The organism is Paraburkholderia sp. GAS82, assembly GCF_050436285.1.
GTDB lineage: Bacteria > Pseudomonadota > Gammaproteobacteria > Burkholderiales > Burkholderiaceae > Paraburkholderia > Paraburkholderia phenazinium_B.
In genome coordinates, this window is sequence record NZ_JBNDLX010000001.1 from 1,372,349 (window position 1) to 1,396,335 (window position 23,987).

General features: G+C 60.9%; 23 protein-coding genes and 2 tRNA genes. 4 read left to right on the top strand and 21 right to left on the bottom strand.

What is annotated here, in order from left to right:
- Positions 1 to 74: 74 nt before the first annotated feature.
- From P3T17_RS06025 to tig, 7 genes are all read right to left on the bottom strand, one after another.
- Positions 75 to 151 (bottom strand) — tRNA-Asp (locus tag P3T17_RS06025).
- 36 nt (positions 152 to 187) lie between these two features.
- Positions 188 to 263, bottom strand: a tRNA-Val gene (locus P3T17_RS06030).
- 101 nt (positions 264 to 364) lie between these two features.
- Complete coding sequence (locus tag P3T17_RS06035; RefSeq protein WP_007585907.1) at positions 365 to 637, bottom strand: HU family DNA-binding protein; 273 nt, start codon at positions 635 to 637, stop codon at positions 365 to 367.
- A 341-nt stretch (positions 638 to 978) separates the two neighbouring features.
- A complete protein-coding gene (lon, locus tag P3T17_RS06040) occupies positions 979 to 3,399 on the bottom strand; it encodes an endopeptidase La (RefSeq protein WP_074264767.1) in 2,421 nt (806 codons plus the stop codon).
- Positions 3,400 to 3,584: 185 nt separating this feature from the next.
- On the bottom strand, positions 3,585 to 4,856 hold the full coding sequence (clpX, locus tag P3T17_RS06045) for an ATP-dependent Clp protease ATP-binding subunit ClpX (protein WP_074264768.1): 1,272 nt from the start codon (positions 4,854 to 4,856) through the stop codon (positions 3,585 to 3,587).
- A gap of 180 nt (positions 4,857 to 5,036) precedes the next feature.
- Entirely contained in the window at positions 5,037 to 5,690 is a 654-nt protein-coding gene (gene clpP, locus P3T17_RS06050; RefSeq protein WP_074264769.1) for an ATP-dependent Clp endopeptidase proteolytic subunit ClpP, read from the bottom strand.
- 166 nt (positions 5,691 to 5,856) lie between these two features.
- The gene (gene tig / locus P3T17_RS06055; RefSeq protein WP_429405305.1) at positions 5,857 to 7,203 is read right to left on the bottom strand and encodes a trigger factor; all 1,347 of its coding nucleotides are present in this window, start codon (positions 7,201 to 7,203) and stop codon (positions 5,857 to 5,859) included.
- A gap of 410 nt (positions 7,204 to 7,613) precedes the next feature.
- Between tig and P3T17_RS06060 the strand changes: the two genes are divergently transcribed.
- Positions 7,614 to 8,759 carry a glycerate kinase gene (locus P3T17_RS06060; protein WP_429405307.1) on the top strand — a complete coding sequence of 382 codons (1,146 nt, stop codon included), beginning with the start codon at positions 7,614 to 7,616 and terminating at the stop codon, positions 8,757 to 8,759.
- Positions 8,760 to 8,824: 65 nt separating this feature from the next.
- The gene (locus P3T17_RS06065) at positions 8,825 to 9,277 is read left to right on the top strand and encodes a MarR family winged helix-turn-helix transcriptional regulator (protein WP_429405309.1); all 453 of its coding nucleotides are present in this window, start codon (positions 8,825 to 8,827) and stop codon (positions 9,275 to 9,277) included.
- 184 nt (positions 9,278 to 9,461) lie between these two features.
- On the opposite strand, the gene P3T17_RS06070 is transcribed toward P3T17_RS06065, so the two are convergent.
- The gene (locus P3T17_RS06070) at positions 9,462 to 9,833 is read right to left on the bottom strand and encodes a hypothetical protein (RefSeq protein ID WP_429405311.1); all 372 of its coding nucleotides are present in this window, start codon (positions 9,831 to 9,833) and stop codon (positions 9,462 to 9,464) included.
- A 178-nt stretch (positions 9,834 to 10,011) separates the two neighbouring features.
- Between P3T17_RS06070 and P3T17_RS06075 the strand changes: the two genes are divergently transcribed.
- Both P3T17_RS06075 and P3T17_RS06080 read left to right on the top strand, forming a co-directional pair.
- On the top strand, positions 10,012 to 10,284 hold the full coding sequence (locus P3T17_RS06075) for a hypothetical protein (protein ID WP_429405313.1): 273 nt from the start codon (positions 10,012 to 10,014) through the stop codon (positions 10,282 to 10,284).
- Positions 10,285 to 10,375: 91 nt separating this feature from the next.
- Positions 10,376 to 11,446, top strand: a complete 1,071-nt coding sequence (locus tag P3T17_RS06080) for a hypothetical protein (protein ID WP_429405315.1) — start codon at positions 10,376 to 10,378, stop codon at positions 11,444 to 11,446.
- Position 11,447: 1 nt separating this feature from the next.
- Here the strand turns inward: P3T17_RS06080 and P3T17_RS06085 are convergent, their stop codons facing one another.
- From P3T17_RS06085 to P3T17_RS06145, 13 genes are all read right to left on the bottom strand, one after another.
- Entirely contained in the window at positions 11,448 to 12,518 is a 1,071-nt protein-coding gene (locus tag P3T17_RS06085; RefSeq protein ID WP_429405317.1) for a hypothetical protein, read from the bottom strand.
- 4 nt (positions 12,519 to 12,522) lie between these two features.
- Complete coding sequence (locus P3T17_RS06090) at positions 12,523 to 13,125, bottom strand: alpha/beta fold hydrolase (RefSeq protein ID WP_429405319.1); 603 nt, start codon at positions 13,123 to 13,125, stop codon at positions 12,523 to 12,525.
- Positions 13,126 to 13,608: a hypothetical protein gene (locus P3T17_RS06095; RefSeq protein WP_429405321.1), complete on the bottom strand. Its 483-nt coding sequence runs from the start codon at positions 13,606 to 13,608 to the stop codon at positions 13,126 to 13,128. It abuts the gene before it with no gap.
- Positions 13,605 to 13,886, bottom strand: a complete 282-nt coding sequence (locus P3T17_RS06100) for a hypothetical protein (RefSeq protein ID WP_429405323.1) — start codon at positions 13,884 to 13,886, stop codon at positions 13,605 to 13,607. The genes P3T17_RS06095 and P3T17_RS06100 overlap by 4 nt, the downstream gene beginning before the upstream one ends.
- A 9-nt stretch (positions 13,887 to 13,895) precedes the next feature.
- Positions 13,896 to 14,387, bottom strand: coding sequence for a glycoside hydrolase family 24 protein (locus P3T17_RS06105; RefSeq protein ID WP_429405325.1), 492 nt, complete (start codon positions 14,385 to 14,387; stop codon positions 13,896 to 13,898).
- On the bottom strand, positions 14,368 to 14,739 hold the full coding sequence (locus P3T17_RS06110) for a hypothetical protein (protein ID WP_429405327.1): 372 nt from the start codon (positions 14,737 to 14,739) through the stop codon (positions 14,368 to 14,370). The genes P3T17_RS06105 and P3T17_RS06110 overlap by 20 nt, the downstream gene beginning before the upstream one ends.
- Before the next feature lie 46 nt (positions 14,740 to 14,785).
- Entirely contained in the window at positions 14,786 to 15,193 is a 408-nt protein-coding gene (locus P3T17_RS06115) for a hypothetical protein (protein WP_429405329.1), read from the bottom strand.
- A 32-nt stretch (positions 15,194 to 15,225) separates the two neighbouring features.
- Positions 15,226 to 17,289 (bottom strand): phage tailspike protein, encoded by a 2,064-nt coding sequence (locus P3T17_RS06120; protein ID WP_429405331.1) that lies wholly within the window; start codon positions 17,287 to 17,289, stop codon positions 15,226 to 15,228.
- 5 nt (positions 17,290 to 17,294) lie between these two features.
- On the bottom strand, positions 17,295 to 20,723 hold the full coding sequence (locus tag P3T17_RS06125) for a hypothetical protein (protein WP_429405333.1): 3,429 nt from the start codon (positions 20,721 to 20,723) through the stop codon (positions 17,295 to 17,297).
- A gap of 8 nt (positions 20,724 to 20,731) precedes the next feature.
- Positions 20,732 to 22,141: a hypothetical protein gene (locus P3T17_RS06130; RefSeq protein WP_429405335.1), complete on the bottom strand. Its 1,410-nt coding sequence runs from the start codon at positions 22,139 to 22,141 to the stop codon at positions 20,732 to 20,734.
- Positions 22,142 to 22,145: 4 nt separating this feature from the next.
- On the bottom strand, positions 22,146 to 23,024 hold the full coding sequence (locus P3T17_RS06135; protein ID WP_429405337.1) for a hypothetical protein: 879 nt from the start codon (positions 23,022 to 23,024) through the stop codon (positions 22,146 to 22,148).
- Complete coding sequence (locus P3T17_RS06140; RefSeq protein WP_429405339.1) at positions 23,024 to 23,488, bottom strand: hypothetical protein; 465 nt, start codon at positions 23,486 to 23,488, stop codon at positions 23,024 to 23,026. The genes P3T17_RS06135 and P3T17_RS06140 overlap by 1 nt, the downstream gene beginning before the upstream one ends.
- A 156-nt stretch (positions 23,489 to 23,644) precedes the next feature.
- The gene (locus tag P3T17_RS06145; protein WP_429405341.1) at positions 23,645 to 23,986 is read right to left on the bottom strand and encodes a hypothetical protein; all 342 of its coding nucleotides are present in this window, start codon (positions 23,984 to 23,986) and stop codon (positions 23,645 to 23,647) included.
- Between the last annotated feature and the right edge of the window lies 1 nt (position 23,987).

Below are 23,987 nucleotides of genomic sequence, written 5' to 3' on the forward strand. Positions count from 1 at the left end.
CCAAAAACAGAACGCCCGATATTACAACAGCGGGCAATAAAAAAGGCGAACCGGAGTTCGCCTTTCAAGGATACTGGCGGAGTGGACGGGACTCGAACCCGCGACCCCCGGCGTGACAGGCCGGTATTCTAACCGACTGAACTACCACTCCTTATACTGCGTATGCACTGCATGCTGAACCGGGAACTGGTGGGTGCTGAGAGGCTCGAACTCCCGACCTACGCCTTGTAAGGGCGCCGCTCTACCAACTGAGCTAAGCACCCGCTCCGCGATTCTGCGTGATACCTGTTTACTACCTAAGTCGCGCCGCGCTCTTCAGCATTCTGAGCCTTCCGAAACGCACCACCCTTATGCAGCAAGTCGATTAGTTTAGCGCATCTTTTAGTGCTTTGCCAGGCCTAAATTTGGGCACCTTGGCTGCCTTGATCTTGATCGCAGCGCCCGTGCGCGGATTACGTCCCGTGCGTGCCGTGCGCTTGCCAACTGCAAACGTGCCGAATCCGACCAGCGTCACCGAACCACCCTTCTTCAACGTGCCTTTGACGCCGCCGATCACAGCATCCAATGCACGCCCCGCCGCCGCCTTCGAAATATCGGCCTGTTGTGCAATGTGATCGATCAATTCCGTTTTATTCATTCCAACCCCCGAGAATGTTTTTGGGCAATCGTAATGGCGCTTTATAGCGCCGGGTAATAACGCAGCACGGCAAGGACGCCGAGCCAACCAATTAGAATTGGCCGAAAGCCTTATGTCAAGCGGGGTTGCGCCGGATTCGAGGGGACTTTGCTATCCGCTTTTATGACGAAATCTTGCGACCGGGCGCTGCGGCGCAAAACGACGGGTTGCATGCGGCGCCATTAATCCAAAGAGTGGGACAACGAAGGCAAATGCAACGCCTTGTGCGACCTGCAGATAGCAAAAACCCGCGGACAATGCCGCGGGTTTCTGTTGATGCGCAGACTCTGCTACGAATTGGCTTAGTGCTTCACCACTTCCGTTGCGGCGTCTTTACCGGCCTCCGCTGCGACAGGCGCAGCAGGCTTCGGCTCTTCTTCCGGCAACGGTTGCGGGACACGTTCGAGTGCGAGTTCGAGCACCTTGTCGATCCAGCGGACCGGCACGATTTCGATCGCATTCTTCACGTTGTCCGGAATCTCCGTGAGATCCTTGGTGTTTTCTTCCGGGATCAGCACCAGCTTGATGCCGCCACGATGCGCTGCGAGCAGCTTCTCTTTCAGGCCACCGATCGGCAGCACTTCACCACGCAACGTGATTTCGCCCGTCATCGCGACGTCGGCACGCACCGGAATACCGGTCAACACCGACACCAGCGCGGTCGTCATCGCGATACCGGCGGACGGACCGTCCTTCGGCGTCGCACCTTCCGGCACGTGAATGTGAATGTCCTGCTTCTCGAACGCTTCGTCCTTAACACCCAAACGGCGCGAACGCGAGCGGACCACCGTGCGTGCTGCCTCGACGGATTCCTTCATCACGTCGCCCAGCGAACCCGTGCGAGTCACGTTGCCCTTACCCGGCATCACCGCGGCTTCAATGGTCAGCAGATCGCCGCCCACTTCCGTCCACGCGAGACCCGTGACCTGGCCAACCTGATTTTCCTTCGCGGCCAGACCGAAGTCGTATTTGCGCACACCAAGGAACGTGTCGATATTGCTGCCGTCGACCGTCACCGCACCCTCTGCCTTCTTCAGCAGAAGCATCTTCACGACCTTGCGGCAGATCTTCGAAATTTCACGCTCGAGCGAACGTACACCCGCTTCACGCGTGTAGTAACGAATGATGTCGCGGATTGCAGTTTCCGTGACTTCGACCTCGCCTTCCTTCAGGCCGTTATTCTTCTTCTGCTTGGGCAACAGGTAACGTTGCGCAATGCTGACCTTCTCGTCTTCCGTGTAACCTGACAGACGGATCACTTCCATCCGGTCGAGCAACGGCGGCGGAATGTTCAGCGAGTTCGACGTCGCAACGAACATCACGTCCGACAGATCGAAATCGACTTCGACGTAGTGATCGGCGAACGTATGGTTCTGTTCCGGATCGAGCACTTCCAGCAGCGCCGAGGACGGGTCGCCGCGGAAGTCCTGGCCCATCTTGTCGACTTCGTCGAGCAGGAAGAGCGGATTGCGCACGCCAACCTTGGTCAGGCTTTGCAGGATCTTGCCAGGCATCGAACCAATGTAGGTCCGACGGTGGCCGCGAATCTCGGCCTCGTCGCGCACGCCACCGAGTGCCATACGCACGAACTTGCGATTCGTTGCGCGTGCAATCGATTGACCCAGCGACGTCTTACCGACACCCGGAGGCCCAACGAGGCAAAGAATCGGCGCCTTGACCTTGTCCACACGTTGTTGGACAGCAAGATATTCGAGAATACGTTCTTTGACTTTCTCGAGACCGAAGTGGTCTTCGTCGAGCACGCGTTCCGCATTCGAGAGGTCGTTGTTGACCTTGCTCTTCTTGCGCCACGGCAAGCCGATCAGCGTGTCGATGTAGTTGCGCACGACGGTAGCTTCAGCCGACATCGGCGACATCAGCTTGAGCTTCTTCAGCTCGGCGTCAGCCTTCTTTTTGGCTTCCTTCGGCATGCGCGCAGCGGTGATGCGCTTCTCGAGTTCTTCGAGATCCGCACCTTCTTCGCCTTCGCCCAGTTCCTTCTGGATTGCCTTGACCTGTTCGTTCAGGTAGTACTCGCGCTGACTCTTTTCCATCTGGCGTTTCACACGCCCACGGATGCGCTTTTCCACCTGCAGGATGTCGATCTCGGCTTCGAGTTGCGCGAGCAGGTGCTCGAGGCGCTCGATGACCGGGAACATCTCGAGGATGTGTTGCTTCTGGTCGAGCTTGAGCGGCAGATGCGCCGCGATCGTATCGGCCAGACGGCCGGCTTCGTCGATGCCCGAAAGCGAAGTCAGAATTTCCGGCGGGATCTTCTTGTTCAGCTTCACGTATTGGTCGAACTGCGACACGATCGCGCGGCGCAGCGCTTCAGTTTCAGCGCTGTCGGCGTGGTCGGGTTCGAGCGGCATGACTTCGCACGAAAACTGGGTTTCCTGCTCTTCGATCGAGAGCGTCTTCGCACGCTGCAAGCCTTCGACGAGCACCTTCACGGTACCGTCAGGCAGCTTCAGCATTTGCAGGATGTTGGCAATACATCCTACTTCGTACATGTCCTTTTCGGTCGGCTCATCTTTGGCAGCCGTCTTTTGGGCGACGAGCATGATGTGCTTGCCGCCTTCCATTGCTGCTTCGAGAGCCTTGATCGACTTCGGGCGGCCTACGAAGAGCGGAATCACCATGTGCGGGAAAACGACTACATCACGCAGCGGGAGCAGCGGGAGCGTAGTGCGTTCCGGCGGGAGGAGTTGGGTTCCTGACATTTCATTTCCCCATGAGTGGTATCAGTTCGTTCGATAGGTGAGGCCTGCAAAAACGATTACAAGGCCTCCGCGTGTGGGAAAAGTTCAGTGACTCCAAAGGAAACACAACCATCCTAACCCAAGATAAACAAAAAAGCCGTTCACGTTGCCATGAACGGCTTTTTTTGCAAAACCTTTAAAGCCGATCAATTCGAACCCGCAACCTTGGGTGCGTCTTCGTAGATCAGTAGAGGTTTACCGTCGCCGTCGATGACGTTGTCGTCGATGATGACCTTGCTAACCCCTTTCATCGTCGGCAACTCATACATCACGTCCAGCAACGCCTGTTCCAGAATGGAGCGCAGACCACGCGCACCCGTCTTCCGACGGATCGCCTTGCGTGCAACCGCCTGCAATGCACCAGGACGGATCTCGAGTTCCACGCGTTCCATGCTGAACAGCTTGTGATACTGCTTCACGAGCGCGTTTTTCGGTTCGACGAGAATCTTCATCAGAGCAACTTCGTCGAGCTTGCCGAGCGTGGCAACCACCGGCAGACGGCCGATCAGTTCAGGAATCAGCCCGAACTTGATCAGATCTTCCGGCTCCACTTCGCGCAGCACTTCGCCCGCGTCGCGGTCCTGCTTGCTCTTGACGCTGGCCCCAAAACCGATACCCGTCTTTTCCGTACGGTCGACGATGACCTTTTCAAGGCCGTCGAACGCGCCGCCGCAGATGAACAGAATATTAGTGGTGTCGACCTGGATGAAGTCCTGGTTCGGATGCTTACGACCACCTTGCGGCGGCACCGACGCCATCGTCCCTTCGACCAGCTTCAGCAACGCCTGCTGAACGCCCTCGCCCGATACGTCGCGGGTAATCGAAGGGTTGTCCGACTTGCGGCTGATCTTGTCGATTTCGTCGATGTAGACAATGCCGCGCTGGGCCTTGTCGACTTCGTAGTTGCAGTTCTGCAGGAGCTTCTGGATGATGTTCTCGACGTCTTCACCGACATAGCCGGCTTCCGTCAGCGTCGTTGCGTCGGCAATGACGAACGGGACATTCAGAAGGCGGGCGAGCGTCTGCGCGAGCAAAGTCTTACCGGAGCCGGTCGGGCCGATCAGCAAGATGTTGCTCTTCGACAGCTCGATTTCGTCCTTCTTGTCGAGATGCTTGAGGCGCTTGTAGTGGTTGTAAACGGCCACTGCAAGAATCTTCTTCGCGCGTTCCTGCCCGATTACGTACTGATCGAGAATTTCGCGGATTTCCTGCGGACTCGGCAGATCGGACTTGGACAGGCCCGCTTCAATGCCCGCGCCTGCTGCTTCGTCACGAATGATCTCGTTGCACAGGTCGATACATTCATCACAGATGAATACCGACGGGCCGGCAATCAGCTTTTTGACTTCATGCTGGCTCTTGCCGCAAAACGAGCAATACAACAGCTTTTCGCTGTTAGAACCTTTCTTGTCCGCCATAGATGTGTGAGCCTCCGGACACTCGATTACATGATACGCCGTTTGCCCCTGCCTCGCAGTTGGGGCGAATGAGCAAAAGCAGTGACGGCGCTTGCCGCAGGCGCTTGGACGATTCTAATTATTTCACACCATAAACGGGCGTGTTCTCGCCCTCAAAAACGGGGCGAAAACCGCGCCGGATCATGGACGCTTATGCAACACCTGATCGACCAGGCCGTACGCCTGGGCGTCGTCGCCCGACATAAAGTTGTCGCGATCAGTGTCGCGAGCGATACGCTCGACCGGCTGACCGGTGTGATGCGACAGCAACTGATTCAACCGTTCCTTCAAATACAGGATTTCACGGGCCTGGATCTCGATATCCGATGCCTGACCACGCGCGCCGCCGAGCGGCTGGTGAATCATCACGCGTGCATTCGGCAGCGTGAAACGCTTGCCCTTTGCGCCGGCCGCCAGCAGGAACGCGCCCATGCTGGCCGCGAGGCCCATGCACAGGGTCGACACGTCCGGCTTGATAAATTGCATCGTATCGTAGATCGCCATCCCGGCCGAAACCGAACCACCCGGGCTATTGATGTAAAAGCTGATGTCCTTGTCCGGATTTTCGCTTTCGAGGAACAACAACTGCGCGACGACGAGGTTGGCCGTCTGGTCGTTCACTTCACCGACCAGAAACACCACGCGTTCCTTGAGCAGACGCGAGTAGATATCGTACGAACGCTCGCCACGGCCGCTCGTTTCCACGACGATCGGCACGAGTCCGAGCGCCTGTGCTTCGAGATCCCGCGACGACTGGGAGGTCAACGTGTCCAGCATTTGGGCGCGAAAGGTCATGCAATGGGTCCTTGTCTGGGAATATTTATCAGGTACCGGACAGGTAAGTACGACAGCGCAGTATTCAAGTGCGCCGACCCCGGCGAACCCCGCTCAACACGACGCTTTATAAAAAAACGGCGTGCGGGCCGTCGCTCCGACAGCCGGCACGCCGTTGCAGCGACGCTTACGCTTGCGCCGTTGCGCTTGCCAGTTCTTCGAAGCTTACTTCCTTGTCCGTCACCTTGGCCTTGCTGAGCACGAAATCGACGACGTTGGCTTCAACGACGTAGGCTTCCATTTCTGCAAGGCGCTGCTGGTTGGAATAATACCAGCGGACGACCTCCTTCGGGTCTTCGTAGCTTTTCGCGAATTCGTCGACTTCGGCACGAATCTGCTCCGGCTTCGCCTGCAGCCCGTTGGCCTTGACCAGTTCAGCGAGCACGAGGCCCAGCTTGACGCGGCGCTCAGCCTGTTCCTTGAACATTTCTACAGGAATCGGCGCGTCGGCGGCGTTCGGCACACCACGTTGCGTCAGATCCTGACGCGCCATTTCGACGAGACGCTGCTGGTCCTGTTCGATCAGCGCGTTCGGCACGTCCAGCTCCGAAATCTTCAACAGCGCGTCCATCACCTGGTTCTTGACGATGGATTGCGTGCGGCGCTTCGCTTCGCGCTCGAGGTTGTCCTTGATTTCAGCGCGCATCTTCACCAGATCGCCGTCTTCGATGCCGAGCGATTTGGCGAATTCAGCGTCGATTTCCGGCAGGTGCGGCCACTCGATCTTCTTCATCGTAATCGTGAACTGCGCCGTCTTGCCGGCGACGTCTTTGCCGTGATAGTCGGCCGGGAACGCCAGGTCGAATTCCTTCGCTTCGCCCACTTTCAGACCAAGCGCTGCCTTTTCGAATTCCGGCAGCATGCGGCCTTCGCCGAGCACGAACGCGAAATCTTCCGCGCTACCGCCCTGGAACACTTCACCGTCGATCTTGCCGGCGAAGTCGACCGTCACGCGGTCGCCGTCTTTGGCTGCGGTGTCTGCACCGCCGTCGCCGTGTTCGCCGGCGTCGCCGCGGGCGTGGAAGTGCACGCGCTGCTTGCGCAGGATGTCCAGCGTGCGGTCGATTTCCGCTTCGCTGATGGTGGTCGTGGTGCGCTCGATCTCAGCCGTGGAAACGTCGCCCAGCTTGACTTCGGGGTAAACCTCGAAGGTTGCGTCGAAAGCGTAGTCGCCTTCCGCTGCATCGACCTTCGGCGCGAAGCTCGGCTGACCCGCGACGCGCAGGTTCTCGGCGCGGCTGATGTCGAAGAACTCCTTGCCAACCTTGTCGCTTAGCACTTCGGCTTCCACCTGGCCCGAATACTGTTGCGTCACCATCTTGAGCGGCACCTTGCCAGGGCGGAAGCCCGGCATGCGCACATTCTTCGCGAGTTGGCGGATACGCGAGTCCACTTCCTTCTGCACGGTGTCTTTCGGCAGGGAAATCGTGACGCGGCGTTCGAGCTTGCCGAGGTTCTCAACAACGTTAGCCATGGCTTCAATCGTCCTAAAATTATTCGAGCGAATCAGTTATCTTCTTCGTGCCGCTATTCGACGTCGCTTCGCATCTTGCGTCACATCGATTCAGCGCCTGCGCCGCGGGCTTGCAGGCCACCGGCAGCACGGTTTGGGTCTAAAGAGCCGAATATTTTAGCAAACTATTCGCGCGCTTAGCCGGGATTCGGAGTTTCGCGCCCATTTTTGTCCAGTTTCCTGCGGGTTTCGGGTCGGTTTAGAGCCGTTTTGACGGCCTGGGCCCATGTTTGCGCCTCTTCAGTCACTCCATTCCGGCTATGCTGTTCGACGTATTCAGTCGCGCGCGGCATGCTGATAAGCTAGCGGACGCGTTGGGCTAGCGCCCGCCCGCACCGCCTCCGCACTGAATTCAACTATCAAGAGACACCATGCCGAATCTGTCGTCCGCGCCCGTCGTCGTCATTGCTCCCGATTCTTTTAAAGGCTCGCTTGGCGCCGAACAGGTGGCGCAAGCCATCGCGTCCGGCGTAGCGCGTGCGCGGCCCGATGTCATCGTGCGCATCTGCCCGATGGCCGACGGGGGCGAAGGCACGCTCGACGCCATGCTGACCGGCGGCGGCGAACGCCGCGTCCTGAGCGTGCGCGGCGCCGCGGGTCCTGTGCGTGAAGCAGCCACAGGGCTGACAGGCGACGGCAGCGCGATCGTCGAAACGGCCGAGATCGTGGGCATTACCGATCCTGTCGGCATGGGCGTACCGGTTGAAGCACGCAGCTCGCGCGGCATGGGCGAAGCCATTCGCGCACTGCTCGACCTCGGCGTGCGGCGCTTCTTCGTGGCGCTCGGTGGCAGCAGCACGAATGACGGTGGCGCGGGATTGCTGGCAGGCCTTGGCATGAAGCTATTCGATGCCCAGGGCGAGGAACTCGAGCCGACACCCGAGCAGCTTGCCCGGTTGGCTCGCGTCGACGTCTCGCAACTGGATGCGCGACTCGCCGATACGACATTCGTCGGCATGTCAGACGTGGACAATCCGCTCACGGGCGAACATGGCGCCACTGCGATCTTCGGGCCGCAGAAAGGCGTGAAACCCGAACAGATCACGAGCGTCGACGCGGCCCTCGCCCGCTTCGCCGATCTGCTCGAACCGGCTCTCCAGCGCACGGCTCGCAACTTGCCAGGCGCGGGCGCAGCCGGCGGTCTGGGTTTCGCGTTGCATATGCTCGGCGCGCAGTTCGAACCGGGCGCGGAAACCGTGGCTCGCCAGATCGGCCTTGATGTAGCGCTTGAAGGCGCAGACTGGCTGATCACGGGCGAAGGCCGCTCGGATGTCCAGACGCTGCACGGCAAGGCGCCGTTTATCGCCTGCGCGCATGCACGCGCCTTAGGCGTGCCGGCCACGTTGTTGTCGGGCGCAGTGGACTCCTCCGCGCTGCCGCGCCTTGCCGAACATTTCAGCGGCTGCTTCTCGCCGGCGCCTGGCCCGATCACACTCGAAGTCGCGATTCGCGATGCCGCGCAGTTGCTCGCCAACGAAGCCGAGCAGCTGACGCGTCTTAGATACGGCGTGCGTTGACCCGTGAGGCGGTTGCGGCAACAATCACAGCGCCACGATCGCTTTCACTCACCATCGGGACGACCATGAAGGCCTCCGCCAAAGCCGGGCTCGAACAGTTTCTGACATACCGTCTGCACGTATTGAACAAGCTTGCCGAACGCGGCATCGGCGAGCGTTATCAGGAGAAGCTCGGTGTGACATTGCCGGAGGCTCGCGTGATTGCGTCAGTGGGATCGTTTGGGCCGTTTTCGGTCATGGACCTCGCGCGGCATGCAAACCTCGACAAGAGTCAGGCAAGCCGCGCGGCGGAAGCGCTGATCAACCAGGGGCTCGTGCAGCGCGAAGCGAGCGAAGAAGACGGACGCGTCGTGCTGATTTCGCTGACTGTTGACGGACGCGAGCTGTACCGCAAGATCATGCCGATCGCCCGCAAGTGGAACGTCGATCTGTTCGACTGCCTCAACGAGGAAGAGAAAGCGGCGTTCGGCGACGCGCTCGACCGCATTATCGAAAGCGTGCAGGCACGCGCGGAGTAACCGGGTAAGCGGTTCCGTGGCGATTGGTTGTGCGTGCAACCAGTAAGTAAAAAGCCCCACCAGTCATCGACTGGCGGGGCTTTTTAAATACTTGGTGCGAGGAAGGGGACTCGAACCCCTACAATCCCTTTTAGATAGGCATCCGGACAATCAATGCTGGCAAAAAGCTGGCAATGCGAACGCCTCAACGATGAGCGCTGAGAGCAGCAATCAACTGCCGCGCGAACTCCACCTCTCGCTTCAATGCTGCCGGAGCGCTGTCCGGAGGCACCAGCGCCATCGCGCTCTCGACGCGCTCCAGTACTTCGTCGGCTCGTTCCAAGGCCCCTAGCATCGTCTCGACCTGTCGTCTCAGCCCCTCTTCTACCGCACTGTCCCGCGACCTGATCTCGTCTAGGATCGCGCGAGCATAGCTGTCGCGCGGATCGTGCTGCAGCCGGAAAATAATCTCAGCGCTTAGCGTGATGCCGCCGGTCGATGCCTGCGCCTCGAGCTGCGCGTGCAGATCCCGAGGCAGGCGAAGCGTCGTGTTGACGATGTCTTTGGTCTTGGCCATGCGCGCGATTGTATTGATGACATCAAATCGGTGCCACATCGCGAGACTTTGGCCGCAAATTGCGGCCAACTCAGGCCGCTTTTCGGGATACGATAGTTTCACTCCCGTTTCATAATGTTCTCCGCACTACCGAGGTGCGATACCCACAATCGAGACCACATTACATCGAGAGAACCACATGAACGGGCCAGACCAACCCTATAGCGAGAGAGATTTTGCGCCTGAAAACACCGGCGTCCGAGGAGACCATCTGCAGATAAAAATGCTTATCGAAGCGATCGATCTAGTGCTTTTGAAGGCGATGCAGCTGCAGGGGCTACTCGCCTTGATGGCTCACAGCGCCGTCGACGACGAAGTCATTCCCGCGCACCGGCTCGCGGTTTGCCAGATCGCCAGCGACCTGAGCCAGGACGTCATAGCGGCGGTAACAGCAGCGATTGGAACTCACTGATCCGAACCTGCGGCCTCTCCTTCAACTGGTGTAGACTGCGCGTCGGTAACACGAGGTAAGAAAATCCTTACAAAACGAGAGAGAGGCCCTCATGTCCGTCACCCAGATGACGCCATTCCGGCAGGTACTGCGCGCGTACAGCGCGCTGCTCGGAATCCATGATTCACTGAACAAAATCGCAGCTGCCGAGAAACAGCCGCCTGCGGTGATCGAGATCAACGATCGCGCGTGGCAAGGGGAATTCGCTGCGCTGCGGGACGAACTCAACCGGTCGATTGCCGCCATTCGCGCTGAAGCGCATGGCCAACAACCTGTTGTCGCGCCGCATTATCTGCCTCGGCCACCATTTTTCCATCCGAACGGCGCCGGCGCCTTCATGCAGTTTTCCAACTGCACAGCTGCCGATTTCTTCCATCCGAGATTCCAGGAAATACGCGGACTCATCAGTCACTGGTTCACCTATCACCGCAAGCTCTGGGAGTGGGTATTCATCATCCATCACCTGATCGAATCTGGCGAAGTGAAGCCCGGTGCCCGGGGTTTGGTCTTCGGCGTCGGCTCCGAAAGGCTGCCCTCTCTATTCGCGAAGATGGGAGCAGCGATCGTGGCCACCGATGCGCCGGCGGAGATAGGCGCAGCAGCGGGCTGGAACGAGACGGGGCAGTACAGCGCTTCGCTGGACGGTCTGTGGCACGAAAAAGTTGTCGACCGGCAGACCTTCGATCGGCTTGTCACTTATGAAACTTGTGACATGAACGCGATTCCCGAACATCTGCGGGGTTTCGACTTCAACTGGTCGTCCTGCTGTTTCGAGCATCTCGGCGATCTGGAAGCGGGAATGCAGTTCGTCATTAATGCAGTCGAGAAAACGCTGCGGGTCGGCGGCATCGCCGTGCACACTACCGAATTCAACCTGTCGTCGAACGATGGGACGGTCGAGCAGGGCCACACGGTAATCTACCGCCGGCGCGACATCGAGGAGCTGATCGCCCGCTTGCGCGATCGCGGGCACGAGGTCCAGGAATTGCGCATCGCGCCCGACGCTCATCCGCTGGAATACTACGTCGACATGCCGCCATACTGCCAGGAGCCGCACCTTAGGCTCATGCTCGGCCTGTATGTTGCGACATCGGTCGGTATCGTCGTCAGGCGCGGCCGCTAGCTCACTGGTAGTCGTAGAAAATTACGATGGCCGGGCCGCCAGCAGAACCATTGCCCGCGCTCGTGCTGATCGGATTGAAACTCCCCGCGCCGCCGACACCATAATTGCCGCCCGCGCCAAAAGTGGCATAGCCCATCGCACTCGGGCCGCCCTGGGAATTCGCGCCCACCGTGGTCGAAAGGGCGATCTGAAGCGGACTGCGGCCGCCAACAATGCTCGTGATCGTCGTTGCCCCCGAAACCGTGCAGGCTGCAGGCCCCGCACCGGGCCCCAGGATCGAAGGCGGCGTAGAGGTAAGTCCTGCGACTCCCGCGGTTCCTCCTGGGCACGACACGACCGATCCAACGCTAGTCGTGCCTCCTGCCGTGCCGGCGCCCCCCGCCGTACCTGCTGTGCCGATCGTTCCAATAGTCACTGTTTGCGACGTCGGAGCCGCCCACAACACTTGTGCGTAAGAGCCACCCGAGCCTGGAAACCCGAAAGATACGTTGGAAGATGACGTCGTTGCGGCTCCGCCCGATCCGCCGCCGGGCGCCTGCACCGTGATAATGGTCTTCGTCGTGCCACTCGTCGGCGTATAGGTACCGCTGGCTGAGAAGACCTGGACATTCAGAAGTCGTCCGGATATGCCCGTTATCGTGCCGCCCGATACGGTCAGCCCATCAGCAAATGTGGCGGCTCCCGACGAATTGGAAATACAGAGGGGATCGTCGACGAAGGTCCCGGAAACATACCGTTCTACGCATAGGCTACCGGTACCGCCGTTCGCCTTGTAGATGTCCCAGACATAGGAGCCATTGGACAAAAACGCGTATTTCGCGAATCCAGTGCCGGACGAATCATTCGTTGTAACGACGGCATTTGCATAGCTGATCGTCAGCGGGCCAGTGAAGGCGGACCCCGTCAACGCCGCATACGGGCCTCCCCACGCCGGCGCACTGGTGGCGCCTGTCGAAACGATTGCCTGCCCGCTTGTCGACCCGGTAGGGTTGAGTAGCTGGATCGGTACCGTCGACGTAGCGAACGCCAAGGATGAAACCAGCGAGAGAAGACCTGCGAGTAGCTTTTTCATTGCTCTAGTCCTGAGTGTTTGCTGCGACGGCAAGCGCCTCGACCACTCTCGCGATCAGGTGATCCGATACATTCGGAAAGGGACAGGCTGCCGCGCCGATATGCATGAGGGGGGCCGCGTGATTCCAGCCGGGCGGGACGTCCGGAACGAGGTCGTTGCCGTTCTTGAAAAGACTCACGCGAACGTCGCGCAATACGGCCGCCACGTTCACTCCCGTCGACACGCGCGGCGGCTCGAATCCAAACACCGCCGCCGGCGGCTTGCCCGAGACCGTCAGCGAGATTGCGGCCATGATGGCGATCGCCGCGCCAAGGGAGTGCCCAACCAGCGTCACGGGCTTATCGCCGATCGCCGCCAGCACTTCAGCAGCGATCGCCTGCCAGGCAAGCCAGAATCCGCGATGCACATCGCCCGCCCCATCGACCGGCGTCGGCGCAACATCGAGGTCCGCCAGCCAGCATGTGACGTTGTTCGTTCCCGGGAATGCCACGACGAGACCCGCAGGAGTCTCGCGAATAATCGCGCGCGAGGCGCTATCCGCGGTGCCGATGTCCGGCACCGCGGTATAGGCCTCTTGCGCGAGCAGCGCGAAGTCATGCGGCGTCATTTACTGGCTCGCAGCAACCGGCGCGGAAGCGGCCACGGGCGATGATGCCGCAGGGGCCGCGGTCGGCGTTCCATAGACCGCATATGCGGCGGCCACCGCCAGGTTTGCGACAGTCAGCAGGTTGCCGATCTTGGACTGGTCCGCTGCGCTCAGGCCTGCGGTAGCCAGGCCTTTGACGGCCGCCGGGAGAACGGTCTGCGAAATGGTCTGGAGGGATGCCACGTCCGTTGCGGCATTCGCCCCGCACAATCCCGCCACCGCAGACATGCCAAGCAACACGTCCGGGCTGCTCACCGTCGGATATAAGGCCGTGACGTCGGCGGCGATCGGGTTGTACACGTCGCAAACCTTCGCGATCTGTGCGTTGACCTGCTGCGCCACAGTGAGCGCCTGGGTCTGCTGTGCGGCAGTACAGGCCGCAAGCAGGGAAATTCCGGCGATGATTGACATCGCGACGCTGATGAGTCGTTTCGCGTTTTTCACGAAGGTTCCTTCGAGGTGGGCAATGCTGTTTGAGGGGACTGCTTTTGCGCGAGAGCCGCGGCAACCTGATCCGCCAGCGTCGCCGGCGAGACGCCGGTTTCCTTTGCGTGCAGAACGTTGAGCGCCAGCAGCTCGAGCGCCTTGTAGACCTTCCCAACCGGCGTGCGCGGATCCGGAGTGGGAATTACCGCGTTAAGAAGCGCGGCGGCCGCAACGACGTGCGACGGATCGCCCTGAAGCCAGTTCAGGACAGCCATCAGAAATTGACTTGTGGTCATGGGTCACCTTCAGGTTGAGGAAAGCTGGCCGCCCGCCAGGAGATAGGCGGCCTTGATGGAATCGAACGTATTGGTGTGCTGGCCATAGGGAGAGCCCGGGAGCGACGCCCAAATATGCGCAATCGCTGCGACAGCGCCCTCGAGATTTCCCGCATCGATCAGGGGCAGCGCATGCGATTCGCGCAGCTGCTGGATCGCATACAGATCCTGTGAGACCGGGCTGAAATCGGGCAGATGCAGGATCGGCTTGTAGGCGTCCCACCAGTGCTTCATGATCTGGGCGCGTCCCGCCGCATCCGAATTGCACGCCGGCACGAAAATGCCCGGGTGATCGGCGTAGCTCGAAAACGTATGAACCGCACCCGGCAGAGAGCCGACGAGCACGTTGTACCCGTCGTCCGAGTTGTTCAGCACGTCCGGCCCAATCTCCGACCAGGCTATTGCATCGAGGAGCGCGCAGCGGTTCAGGCCGCCAGCCTGGTCAGCCGAGATCCGCGGCATGCGCCTCTCCTTTGGTGAGCATTTCCAGGATGCGCTGATCGCCTTCTTTCAGCGCGCGCAGCAGATCCGCGTGGTCGATCAGCATGTCGCGCTGCGCCTCGGCGATGAGAAGGATGCCCTTCAGCGTTCGCTGCTGCACCTCGGACATTGAAAGCACCGCGACAAGCATTTCGCGCGTCTGCTCGGCCTGTCGCCGCTGCATCTCGGCAGAATCTTCGGCGACGACCATCAGCATCGCGCTCGCAATCGAAGCTTCAATCGAAAGGATCAGGTTCGTCGCGCCAAATTCGGAGTCATAGCCGCGCACGAGGTGCAGGAGCAGCGATACCGTCACAAACGTGATGAGCGCCACAAGAAAGACGCGTGGCCTGCGGAACGCCAGATAGAGCCGCGAGAAATTAGGCATGGTGACCAGCCCCCACGAGCTGCAGGGCGCCCACGATCACCTCGACGGCAAACAATGCGAGCACGGCCCAGTTCATGTTTCGGGAGAAACGCGACTCGCGCGCGCTAGCCTTCTGTTCGCGTTCGGTTTCAAGATCGACGATTCGCTGCCGGTAATGGTCAAGGCGTTCGTCGAGCAACTGGTCGCGGTCCAGTCGCTCGCGGATGTCGGCGCGAAGCCCCTGAATGTCATCCTTGGTTGCAAGCGATTCGCGCAGCTCGGCCGTGAACTCATCGAGCCGCCTGATGTGGATGTCGTGCGTCTCGATCATTTCGCCCTGCCGGTGCATTTGCCTTCGAAGCTCTTCGATCGCAGCAGCGTGCTTCTGGTCGGCCAGGTGCAGTTCGTCATTGGTCGGCATTGTTTCCCCGTGCAAAGATTGGTTAATGTTTTTCACTGGACACCGTTACAGGTCGCGCGCCAGCCGAACGACGTCGATCCGCCCGGCGCAGTGGCCGTTCGGACGGTGAACTGGCTGGCTGTGATGGTCGTTGGGTCGACGTAGGGGGGTGCGCTGAAGGGTCCGAGCGGCGTGAGCTGGATCTGCGCCGGCGACGGCGCTATGGGCAGCCCATGATTGACAACGATCGAAGTGCCGCCAGAAGCGATCGCATTGGTGCCGGTATTAGCCGTTGTGTAGCCAACGCAGTTCCGGATAATGGCCGCTCCAGCGGTCCCGTCGCTAATGCCACTGCCGGTGTTGTTGGCGACATCGCAGTTGTCGAGAACGACTCCAGTAACGCCGCTTTCGATGAAAATGCCGGTGGCGTTCGGTAGATCTCCATATGCCGAACCGGCAACCAGTTCGGATATCCGGATCTGGCCGCACCCATTATTGAGGCTCACGCCCGAGCCTGTATTTCCGGAGGATTCCCCGCCGATCACGTCCACGCCGACTACGTTAGCGCCTGTAATCAGGAGTCCATTGGCACCGCACGCATTTGTCTGCAGACCGTGAATCTGCACGCCGCTGATCGGGCCCGCTGAGCCGTCGATGAGCATCCCGTTGTTGGCCGAGCTGCTGGCCTCGCACTGCGTGAAGTAGAGCCGGTTAATGCCCGTGCTTCCGCTTTGCGGCTGAATGAGAACGTTCGTGCCCTGCGCAGAATCGAAGAATGTGTTGGTCGCCTGAATGGAAGCGACGCCTTGCCCGGCCCCCGGCAGCACGGCCAGATTGTTCCCTTGCCTGATGATGTTGCAATTGTCGATCTGCAGTGCACCGCAGTTCTTTACGAGAATGCCGGCCAGAGGTTGCACCGCTGGAACCGGCCAGAGACAGCCGTCAACCGTCAGGCCGCCCGCGTAGCCATTGACAGTGATACCCACAGAGGAGGTCGTGACCGCGACGTTGAAATCGCAGTCCCGAAACACCCCTGTATTGCCGAGAGCATTAATCGCGTTGAAATAGCTGGCAAAACAGACGCGGTTGAGGTTTGCGAAGCCGCACGATATCGATAGCAGATAGCCTGATACCGGCTCCGCGGGCCCGCACAGCTGGATGTCCTCGACGCAGACGTAGGGCCCCGTAAAACTGAAGATCTGCGCGTTGACATTGTTTGTCTGAATGATGCTGCTGTATTTGCCATCACCGAAAATCTTGACGGACGCCGCAACGGTAATCGGCGCGGCCGGCGAACAGAGGCTCGTTCCGGCGGGGGTATAAAGAGCGCACTTCGCGAGTGCACACGCTACGAGCGCGACGGTCCACGCATTTGTGTCGTCAGTAACGCCGTCAACCTTCCCGCCGAACTGCCTGATGTTGACGTAGTTTTGCAGGTCCTGCTGCACGCTCAGGGCAACCGCGCCAGCCATGTTTTGCGTGAACGACAGCTTCGATGCCTGGATTGCCGCGTTGGGCGCGACAGTTTCGTCCGTAACGCTTCCGTTCGCCGGCGTCCCGATCGCGAGCGTCGCGCCATAGCGAGCACGGATCTTCGTTATGCCTACGGGAACGGGCGCCGTAGGCGTCAGTGCTCGCCCGGTGACGGTGAAATCGTCATTCGGAAATTGCGGTGCCGCGTCGTAGGTAAGAAAAACGTTGTCGGCTGAGCCCGGATTTGCGCTCAATGTCAGGGTTGGAATCGTGCCCGACGTGAAATCCGTGCCCTCGACAAACACGTCGAGGTTCTCATTGCCGGCAGCAGCCACGCTCGCGGCAGGTTGGACGCTTGGCAGCGACTGGACCATATTGCCGCCCGAGTCGAATACCGCGATCGAGTAGGTCGTTACATCAACACCAAGAAATATCTGCCGCGGCGAACCCTGCAATGTTGGGACGCCGTCCGTGACGACTACCGGTTGTGGAAACGGCGTGGTGAGCCCAACGTCCTGATAGATATCGACCGGGTTTTTAGTCGGATCGGTATTCGGAACCCCGATGTAAACAGAACCGCCCTGCAGTGCATTGCCGAGCGAATCGAGGAATACCGCAAAGGGGTTGGTTACCATGCTGGACATGTCCGTCACCTGTTCGAGTTGTTTTCGCTCGCTACCGAGCCGATGATTCCGCGCAGCCAGCGCTCGCGCGTCGCGGGATCACCCGGCGCGCCCTTGTCTTTCGCCAGCGAATAGAAGCGCCGCATGCTCGGCGAATTGACGGCCGCCTGAATTGCGGAGTCAGATGCCGTCGACGGTGACTTGACGATTGCTGAAAATTCGGGGGATGTGATGAAGTCGCCGACGGCTTTCGCGACCTCGGGCTTGCCGCGATCAAGGACGTTGAGCAGCAGCTCCGCAGCGCCAGCACCCAGTGGGCCCGCCGCATGCGCAGCGCCAGCAATGAGTGCTCCGGCGCCCCCCTTCTTCGCCGTCGACATCACCTTGGAAACGACGCCGTCGGACGTCTGCAGATCCTTTGCGACCACGCCGAGGCGGCCCGTCATGATCCGGTTCTGCAGTGAATCCGCGACGCCGCGCGACAGGTAAGCCATCTTGCCGAGCTCGGTGCGCGTGTCCGGAGGCAGGTTCGCCATTACCGCGTTAAACGCCCGCGAGTTCTGCTTGAGGCCGTCCCACCAGTCGGCGAAGTTCTTGAAGTTGAGTGTGCCGTCCTGCAGCGAACGGTTGAATGCGAAGCGCAGTCCGCTCACAGTGACTTCCTGACGCAGGCTCTTCGGTACCGCGTTGATGAGGTTGACGAAATTCGATTCGTTTCCCTTCGGCAGCGCCATCATCGCGGTGCGCAGCGGAGTCGCGAGCGCGCCGCCAACCTGGCTGTCTTCGGCGCCATACAGCTCCTGAGAGATCTTGCGGCCGAACAGCGAGACCATGTCGCCTTCGACGCTCTTGCGCATCTGGGTGGTCGCGCTCGCGAGGTCGTATTTCTCGAGCGCGCCGGGCACCGTTTCGAGGTTCGAGCGTTGATCCTCGAGCAACTTGCCGTAGAGGTTTTTCAGCGCGCCCTGGTCCGCGTCCTTGAAAAGCTGCGGATTGTCGATCGCGTTGCCGACCTGCTTTCGCAGGTAATCAAGCATCGTGTAGGTCGGACGCTGAAGTGCCATTTCGCCGGGCTGCCCGCCTTCGGCTGGAACCTGCTTCGGCGTGAGCATCTGGTAGGCCTTCTTCTCCAGCGAAGGCATTCCGTCGACGCCATTGAACTGCTGCGCGCGCTGCTCGAGGAACGCACCCGTCTGCGGCGCGGTCACCGGCATGTTCGGGCCGACGTCAGACATAACCTGCTTGTAAAGTCCCTCCGCCTTCTGGTCGAGGCCCTGCTGGGTGTTCATCAGGTCATTCTTGACGCTGGCCGAGAGCTGACTCAGATCGTTTGTGCCGCCGGCATCCGTCACGATCTGCTGGGCGCGATCCGCCAGCTGCTGCAGCTTCGGGATTTCCGCTGCGCGCGCATCGCTACCAGGAATCGACTTGGCTGCCGCGGCAAGCTCGCGATAGGCCTGATTCGTCGTGATGTGGTCCGGGTCGAGCGTGTCTTCGACGCCGAGATCGCGCGCGTACTGGAGCGCGGTCTGGTCCGGAGCGACCTGGGCCGCGAGCGTATCTTGCGCAGCGCTCTTGCCCATGCCTAACGGGCCTTCTCCGACAGCGCGGCGCGCCTGTTCCGTGAGATCGGCCGAAGACATGAACGGCTGCGGAGACCCGGGCGGAAGCGCGGGTTGCACAGCCGCCTCTGCTGTATCCGGCGCGGCGCCAGCTCCAGCGACATCTGCACCTGCCGAGGCGGCGTTCGCAACGGGAGCAACTGCCGGCGGCGCAGCGGTTTCGGCGGCAGTTGCGGCAGTCGGAGCCTGATCGGCGGCCGTCCCCGCTGCCGCGGGAACTGCGGTATCCGCAGCAGCGGGCGCGGCGGATTGCGCGGCCTGCGCCGACGATTCGGTGGCAGGAGCTGTCCCGCCAGCGGCCTCCTCACCCTGCGCCTTCACACCGGCATACATGCGCTGTGCGAGATCGGCAACGACGGGCGATCCGCGGGCGGCGAGTCCCTCGAGCGCAGCCGCGCCGCCCATCGTGGTCGCCATGGTTCCGATATTGATCAGCGCCTGCGCGGCCGGTGAATAGCCGGCGTCTTTCGCGTGTTGTGCGGCGGCCTGCCCCGCTGCCATTGCAGTAACCTGCTTGCCAGCGTCCGCGCTGAAAACCTTGCCGAGCTGTCCGACGATATCGGGCATTTCCGACGCAGCGCCCCCAGCCCCAGCGAATGCGCCAGCCTCGGCCGCACCCTGGGCGGCCGCGTTCACGCCGCGCTCGAGCGAGCCAACCGGTTGAGGCAGTCCAAGGCGGTCCGCCAGCTGCCCGGCCTGTGCGCCGAGTGGCTGGATCTGCGGATCGTGTCCGATGAACTGCCCGGCCTTGTTCAATACCGCGGCGATCGGGTCATAGGCGAGCCCGACAGTGTTGCCGGCAGCCTGAAGCGTGTCGCGCGCGGTGAGGCCCACCTGACGTCCCAGATCCGCCCCCAGCCCTTGCGATTGCGGCGGTGCATTCGGATCGGTGAGCGTCGCGCCCGAAGGAAGCTGCGCGCGACCGGCCTGAATGTCCGACTGCATCTGCGCGCGAACATCAGGCGGCATCTGGCCGCTGTTATATGCACTCACAGCGCCAGCCGGGATCTGCATAGCCTGCGCGGAGCCCTGGGGTTGCTGCTGTTGCATCGGCGATGCTGTAGTAGCACCAGAAAGCATCGGAGCTGCGCCAGCAGGTGGCGGGGTCTCGCCTATATCCTGTCCGTTCGGACCCGTCTGGATAACGGTTCCGGGCGGCTGGTTGCCACTGTCGGTCGGATTGAGCTGCATGCCCTTCGGCAGCAGAACCTTGCCGGCCTTCACGTCTGATTCGAACTCGGCTGCCGACTGCGGATCCATCTGGCCGCTCCTGTACGCGGCAAACACCTTCGAAAGACTCGGGCCGTTGGCCGCCGGCAATCCCGGATTGAGGCTCGATGTATCGGGCGCCTGCGTCGGCTGATAAGGATTAGAAGGGTCAGTCGGCCCCGTCTGCGCGAACGATGGCGTTGCATCCGGGTTGTTCGGCGACGAGCCGGTTACCCGCTTCACGTATGCCATTGTTTTCGGCCCCCAGTTGTCAGGGTCCGTGCCGCCGTGATACTCGGCCGTCGCGAGAATCGGATTGCCGCCGTTCCGGTCGAGCGACTGCTTGAGCAGATAAGCAGCGCCATATGCGGCCGTGTCGGGGCTGAGATATGGGTCGACGCCCGTCTGCTTGATGATTGCGTTGCGCGTGTCGGGCGTGATCTGGTAGGGCGTCGCGGCGCCAGCGCTGCTGATCTGGTCGGCGTTCGACTTCTCGCCCTTCGTGCGGATGTTCGTGAGCCAGCCCGCGGGAATGCCGACAGCATTCGATGCGGACTGATCGGCCGCGGCATACGCCGGGTCGTTGTAGCTGGTCGGGAACGCGCTCGCGTTATAGTCGGCCACGTGCGTTCCTATTGGCCGTATTGCATGTAGCGCGGCAACGCGCCCGGCGGCGCATTCGGCGGCGTCACATTGCCTTGGGCGTTCGCCAGGCCGCGAGCCATGAAGTCGTTAAACGACGTGCCGGCCGGAACCTGCACGCCAAGCACCGTGCCGTCGCGCGGCAGCTTGCCCATCGAGCCGGCCGCACTGATCCAGTCGGCCTTCGCATCGTTGTATTGCGCGATGCGCCGGTTCACGTTCGACCACGAATTCATGAACGCAACGAGCTGGCCGGGGTCCGACTCGTCTTGCGGGAAGCCCTGGTTGATCGTCTTGAGATCGGCGTCGGTAGTCTTACCGTTCTGGATCTGGCTGAAAATTCCGCTCGCGCGCGCCGCTGCGTATGACTTCTTCAGGTCGTTGACCGCATCCTGCGAGCCCAGCACATCCTGCAGCGTCATCTTTGCGCTGCCGCCGATACCGCTCGTCCACTGGCCGCTTTGAGCCATGCTCTGGATCTGCTGCGCCAGGCCCTGCGTGCGATCGGCCTCCTGCTGACGCAGCTGCGAGTCGGCAACGGCCTGCGCCTGCTGCTCGGCCATTCCCGACGCCATGTTCGGCACCATCTGCTGATACCGAAGCTGCGACAGGCGAAGCTGCGTATCGGTCTGGAATTTCTGCTGATCGAGGCCGAATGCAGCGACGCGTTGCTGCATCTGGTTGTTGATGTTCGCGACGTTGGCTTGCGTCTGCGCCAGATTGGCCTGGGCCTGCTGAGGCGCGACCGCAGCGCCTGCCTGAGCAGTCGTTGCTTCGGCCGTCGCCTTCTGAAGCGTCGCCGGCTCATTCATATAGTCGGCGAACGTTTTCGAAAACTGGTCAGGCGGCATGAAAGAGGACAACGTCGCGCCAAGCAGGCCGGTCGCGCCCTTCGGATCGTTCTGGATCTGCTGCATCAGTACGTCGGCGTGCTGCAGCTTTTGCTGGTACGTCGGGTCGTTCGGATCCGCGCCGGAATTGACGAGCGCATCGCGTTGCTGCTGCACTATGTTCAGAGCAAGGTCCGGTCGGTTGTTTAGCAACGAAACGTAAGCCTGAGCCATCGGCTGCACGATCTGCTGCTGCTGGGCCTGCCGTTCCATCTGATATGCACTCGAGATCGCCTCGTGCTGATCGGGAAACATCGCGGACAGTGCGGCGAAGTTCGAGGGCGACGGGTTCTGAAGCGCCTGCTGCAGCATCGGGTAGTACTGCTGTTGGCGTTGCAGTTGGAACTGCTGCATATTCGCCATTGCGCCGGCCTGCGAAGCCTGCGCATTCATCAGGCCGGTTTGGGCCTGCGTATTCGCAGCCTTCAGAAAGTTGCCGACGGGATCCGGCTGGATCTGAAGGCCGGTGTAATTTACGGGCTGTGGCGGAGTCGCCATAATGTCGGACATGGTCTTATCCCCCGTAACCACTAATCAGATCGTCGGGAGTACTGGTCATAGCCGCCCCGAGGTTTTCCGATCCAGAAGCGCCGCCGACGCCGCCCGCTGAAGCAAGCAAACTTGCAAGCGCGCTTGAACCGCCGCTCGTGCCAAGATAGGAGCTGAAGTTGTTGAGCGCGCCGGTCATGGCATTTGTCGTGGCAAGCGTGGACCCGGCGTTAATAGCGCCCTGTTGCCCGATCAGGCTTGTGATGTTGTTGCCGGTAGAAAGCGCGGCGGTGCCCGTGCCGGCGGCCGCATTCTCGCCGACCTGTAAAAGATTCCCGTACTGCGAAACCTGGTTTCCGTAACCCTGCAGCAGCCCAGCTGTGCCATTAAGCGACGTGCCCAGATTGCTGATCTGCTGCTGCTCGGTGTTAGCCAGAACCTGCGATGGCAGGAAGCCGAGCGATGCAATCGTGTTCCCGCCTCGCAGGCCGCCCGTCGCGCTCGCATTTGCCAGAATCGACTGCTGACCCAACTGCATCGCAGTCGTGTAAAGCGGGTTTTTCGTCAGGCCCGTGAGCGACGACTGCTGGGCGTTCTGGCCATTTGCGCCAGTCAGATTGTTCAGCTGCTGAAGCACGTTTGAGTACTGGCCGAGCGCGCCCGCATAGCCGCTCTGCGCGGTCGCGTAACCTCCCAGCGCCGTGTTGCCGGCAGCAGCGTACGGAGCGAGCAAGCCCTGAATCGTGTTGAACTCGTAGTTTTGCTGCCCAATCTGGGATTGGGTCGCGGCTGCCTGCGTAGCAGCTGCCGAATTTGCGCCGTTGGAACTGATGATTGCGCCACCGACGGCGCCGACGCCTGCCGCAATGCCGCCGATCGCTGCCGCTGACAGGCCAAATGACATTAGCCCTCCAGCCGGCCGCGAGCGGCCTGTTCGTTATCGGCACCGCCCAGCAACTGGCTGTTTTCCGATTCGGTCAGTTCGCGCACAAGCTTGTCGAGATCGCGCTCGCTGGACGCATGAACCGTCGTCCAGTAGGTGTCCGCATGCGCGAACCCGGCGCGCTTGGTACCCGGAGTCGAATTCAGGATCGCGTGAACGTCCGTGATGCGGCAGACACCGTGATCCGTTGTCACCTCGATATCGCCCGAGATAACGCACAGATGCTCGGTACGATGGACGGCACCCGTCAGGACAGTGCCGGCCCGGATCAGCATCTTGCGGGCATAGAGGCCCGGAGCGAAGAAGTGCCAGACGGGACAGTCGGCCTGAGGCAGCCGCTCAATCTCGCGCTCGAGCGCTTCCACGCGCGCGCGCAACGGCAGCGGCATGCGTGGCAGGATTCGAGGGGAGTAGTCGGGTTGCATATGCGGTTCGAGCCTGGTTCGCGCCGCAGGAGCGGCAAAAGCATCATGTCGATGCGCAGAACAGACTCGCGTAGCACTGCAGATTGATGTCGCCCTGTACGCGGCTAGGGGCGACGGCAAAACGATACGGCAAAACTTCCTGGGAGGCAACGATTCCTATGATGCGACAGCTCCGGATATCGTGACAGTTGCGCCGTTGGTCACGAGCCAGATCGAACCGCCGCCGACAAGCTTATGGTTGATTGCATTCGCCAAGGGAAGTGCTGCGCCCGGCGGGACAGATACGCGATCGACGTGAGTCGGGTCGCCCTCCGATTCACCGCTTGGAACAATGAACACATCGACGACCGCGTTGGACGATGCGCCTGTCGGATTCCAGGCGCTCGCGGCCGTAATCGACACCTGAGAGCCATTGGGCACCGGGCCGTATGCCTCGATCGCCGTGGCACCGTTTCCTTGGGTCTGGCACAGGGGCGTCCAGTTAAGCTGCGTGGTCATG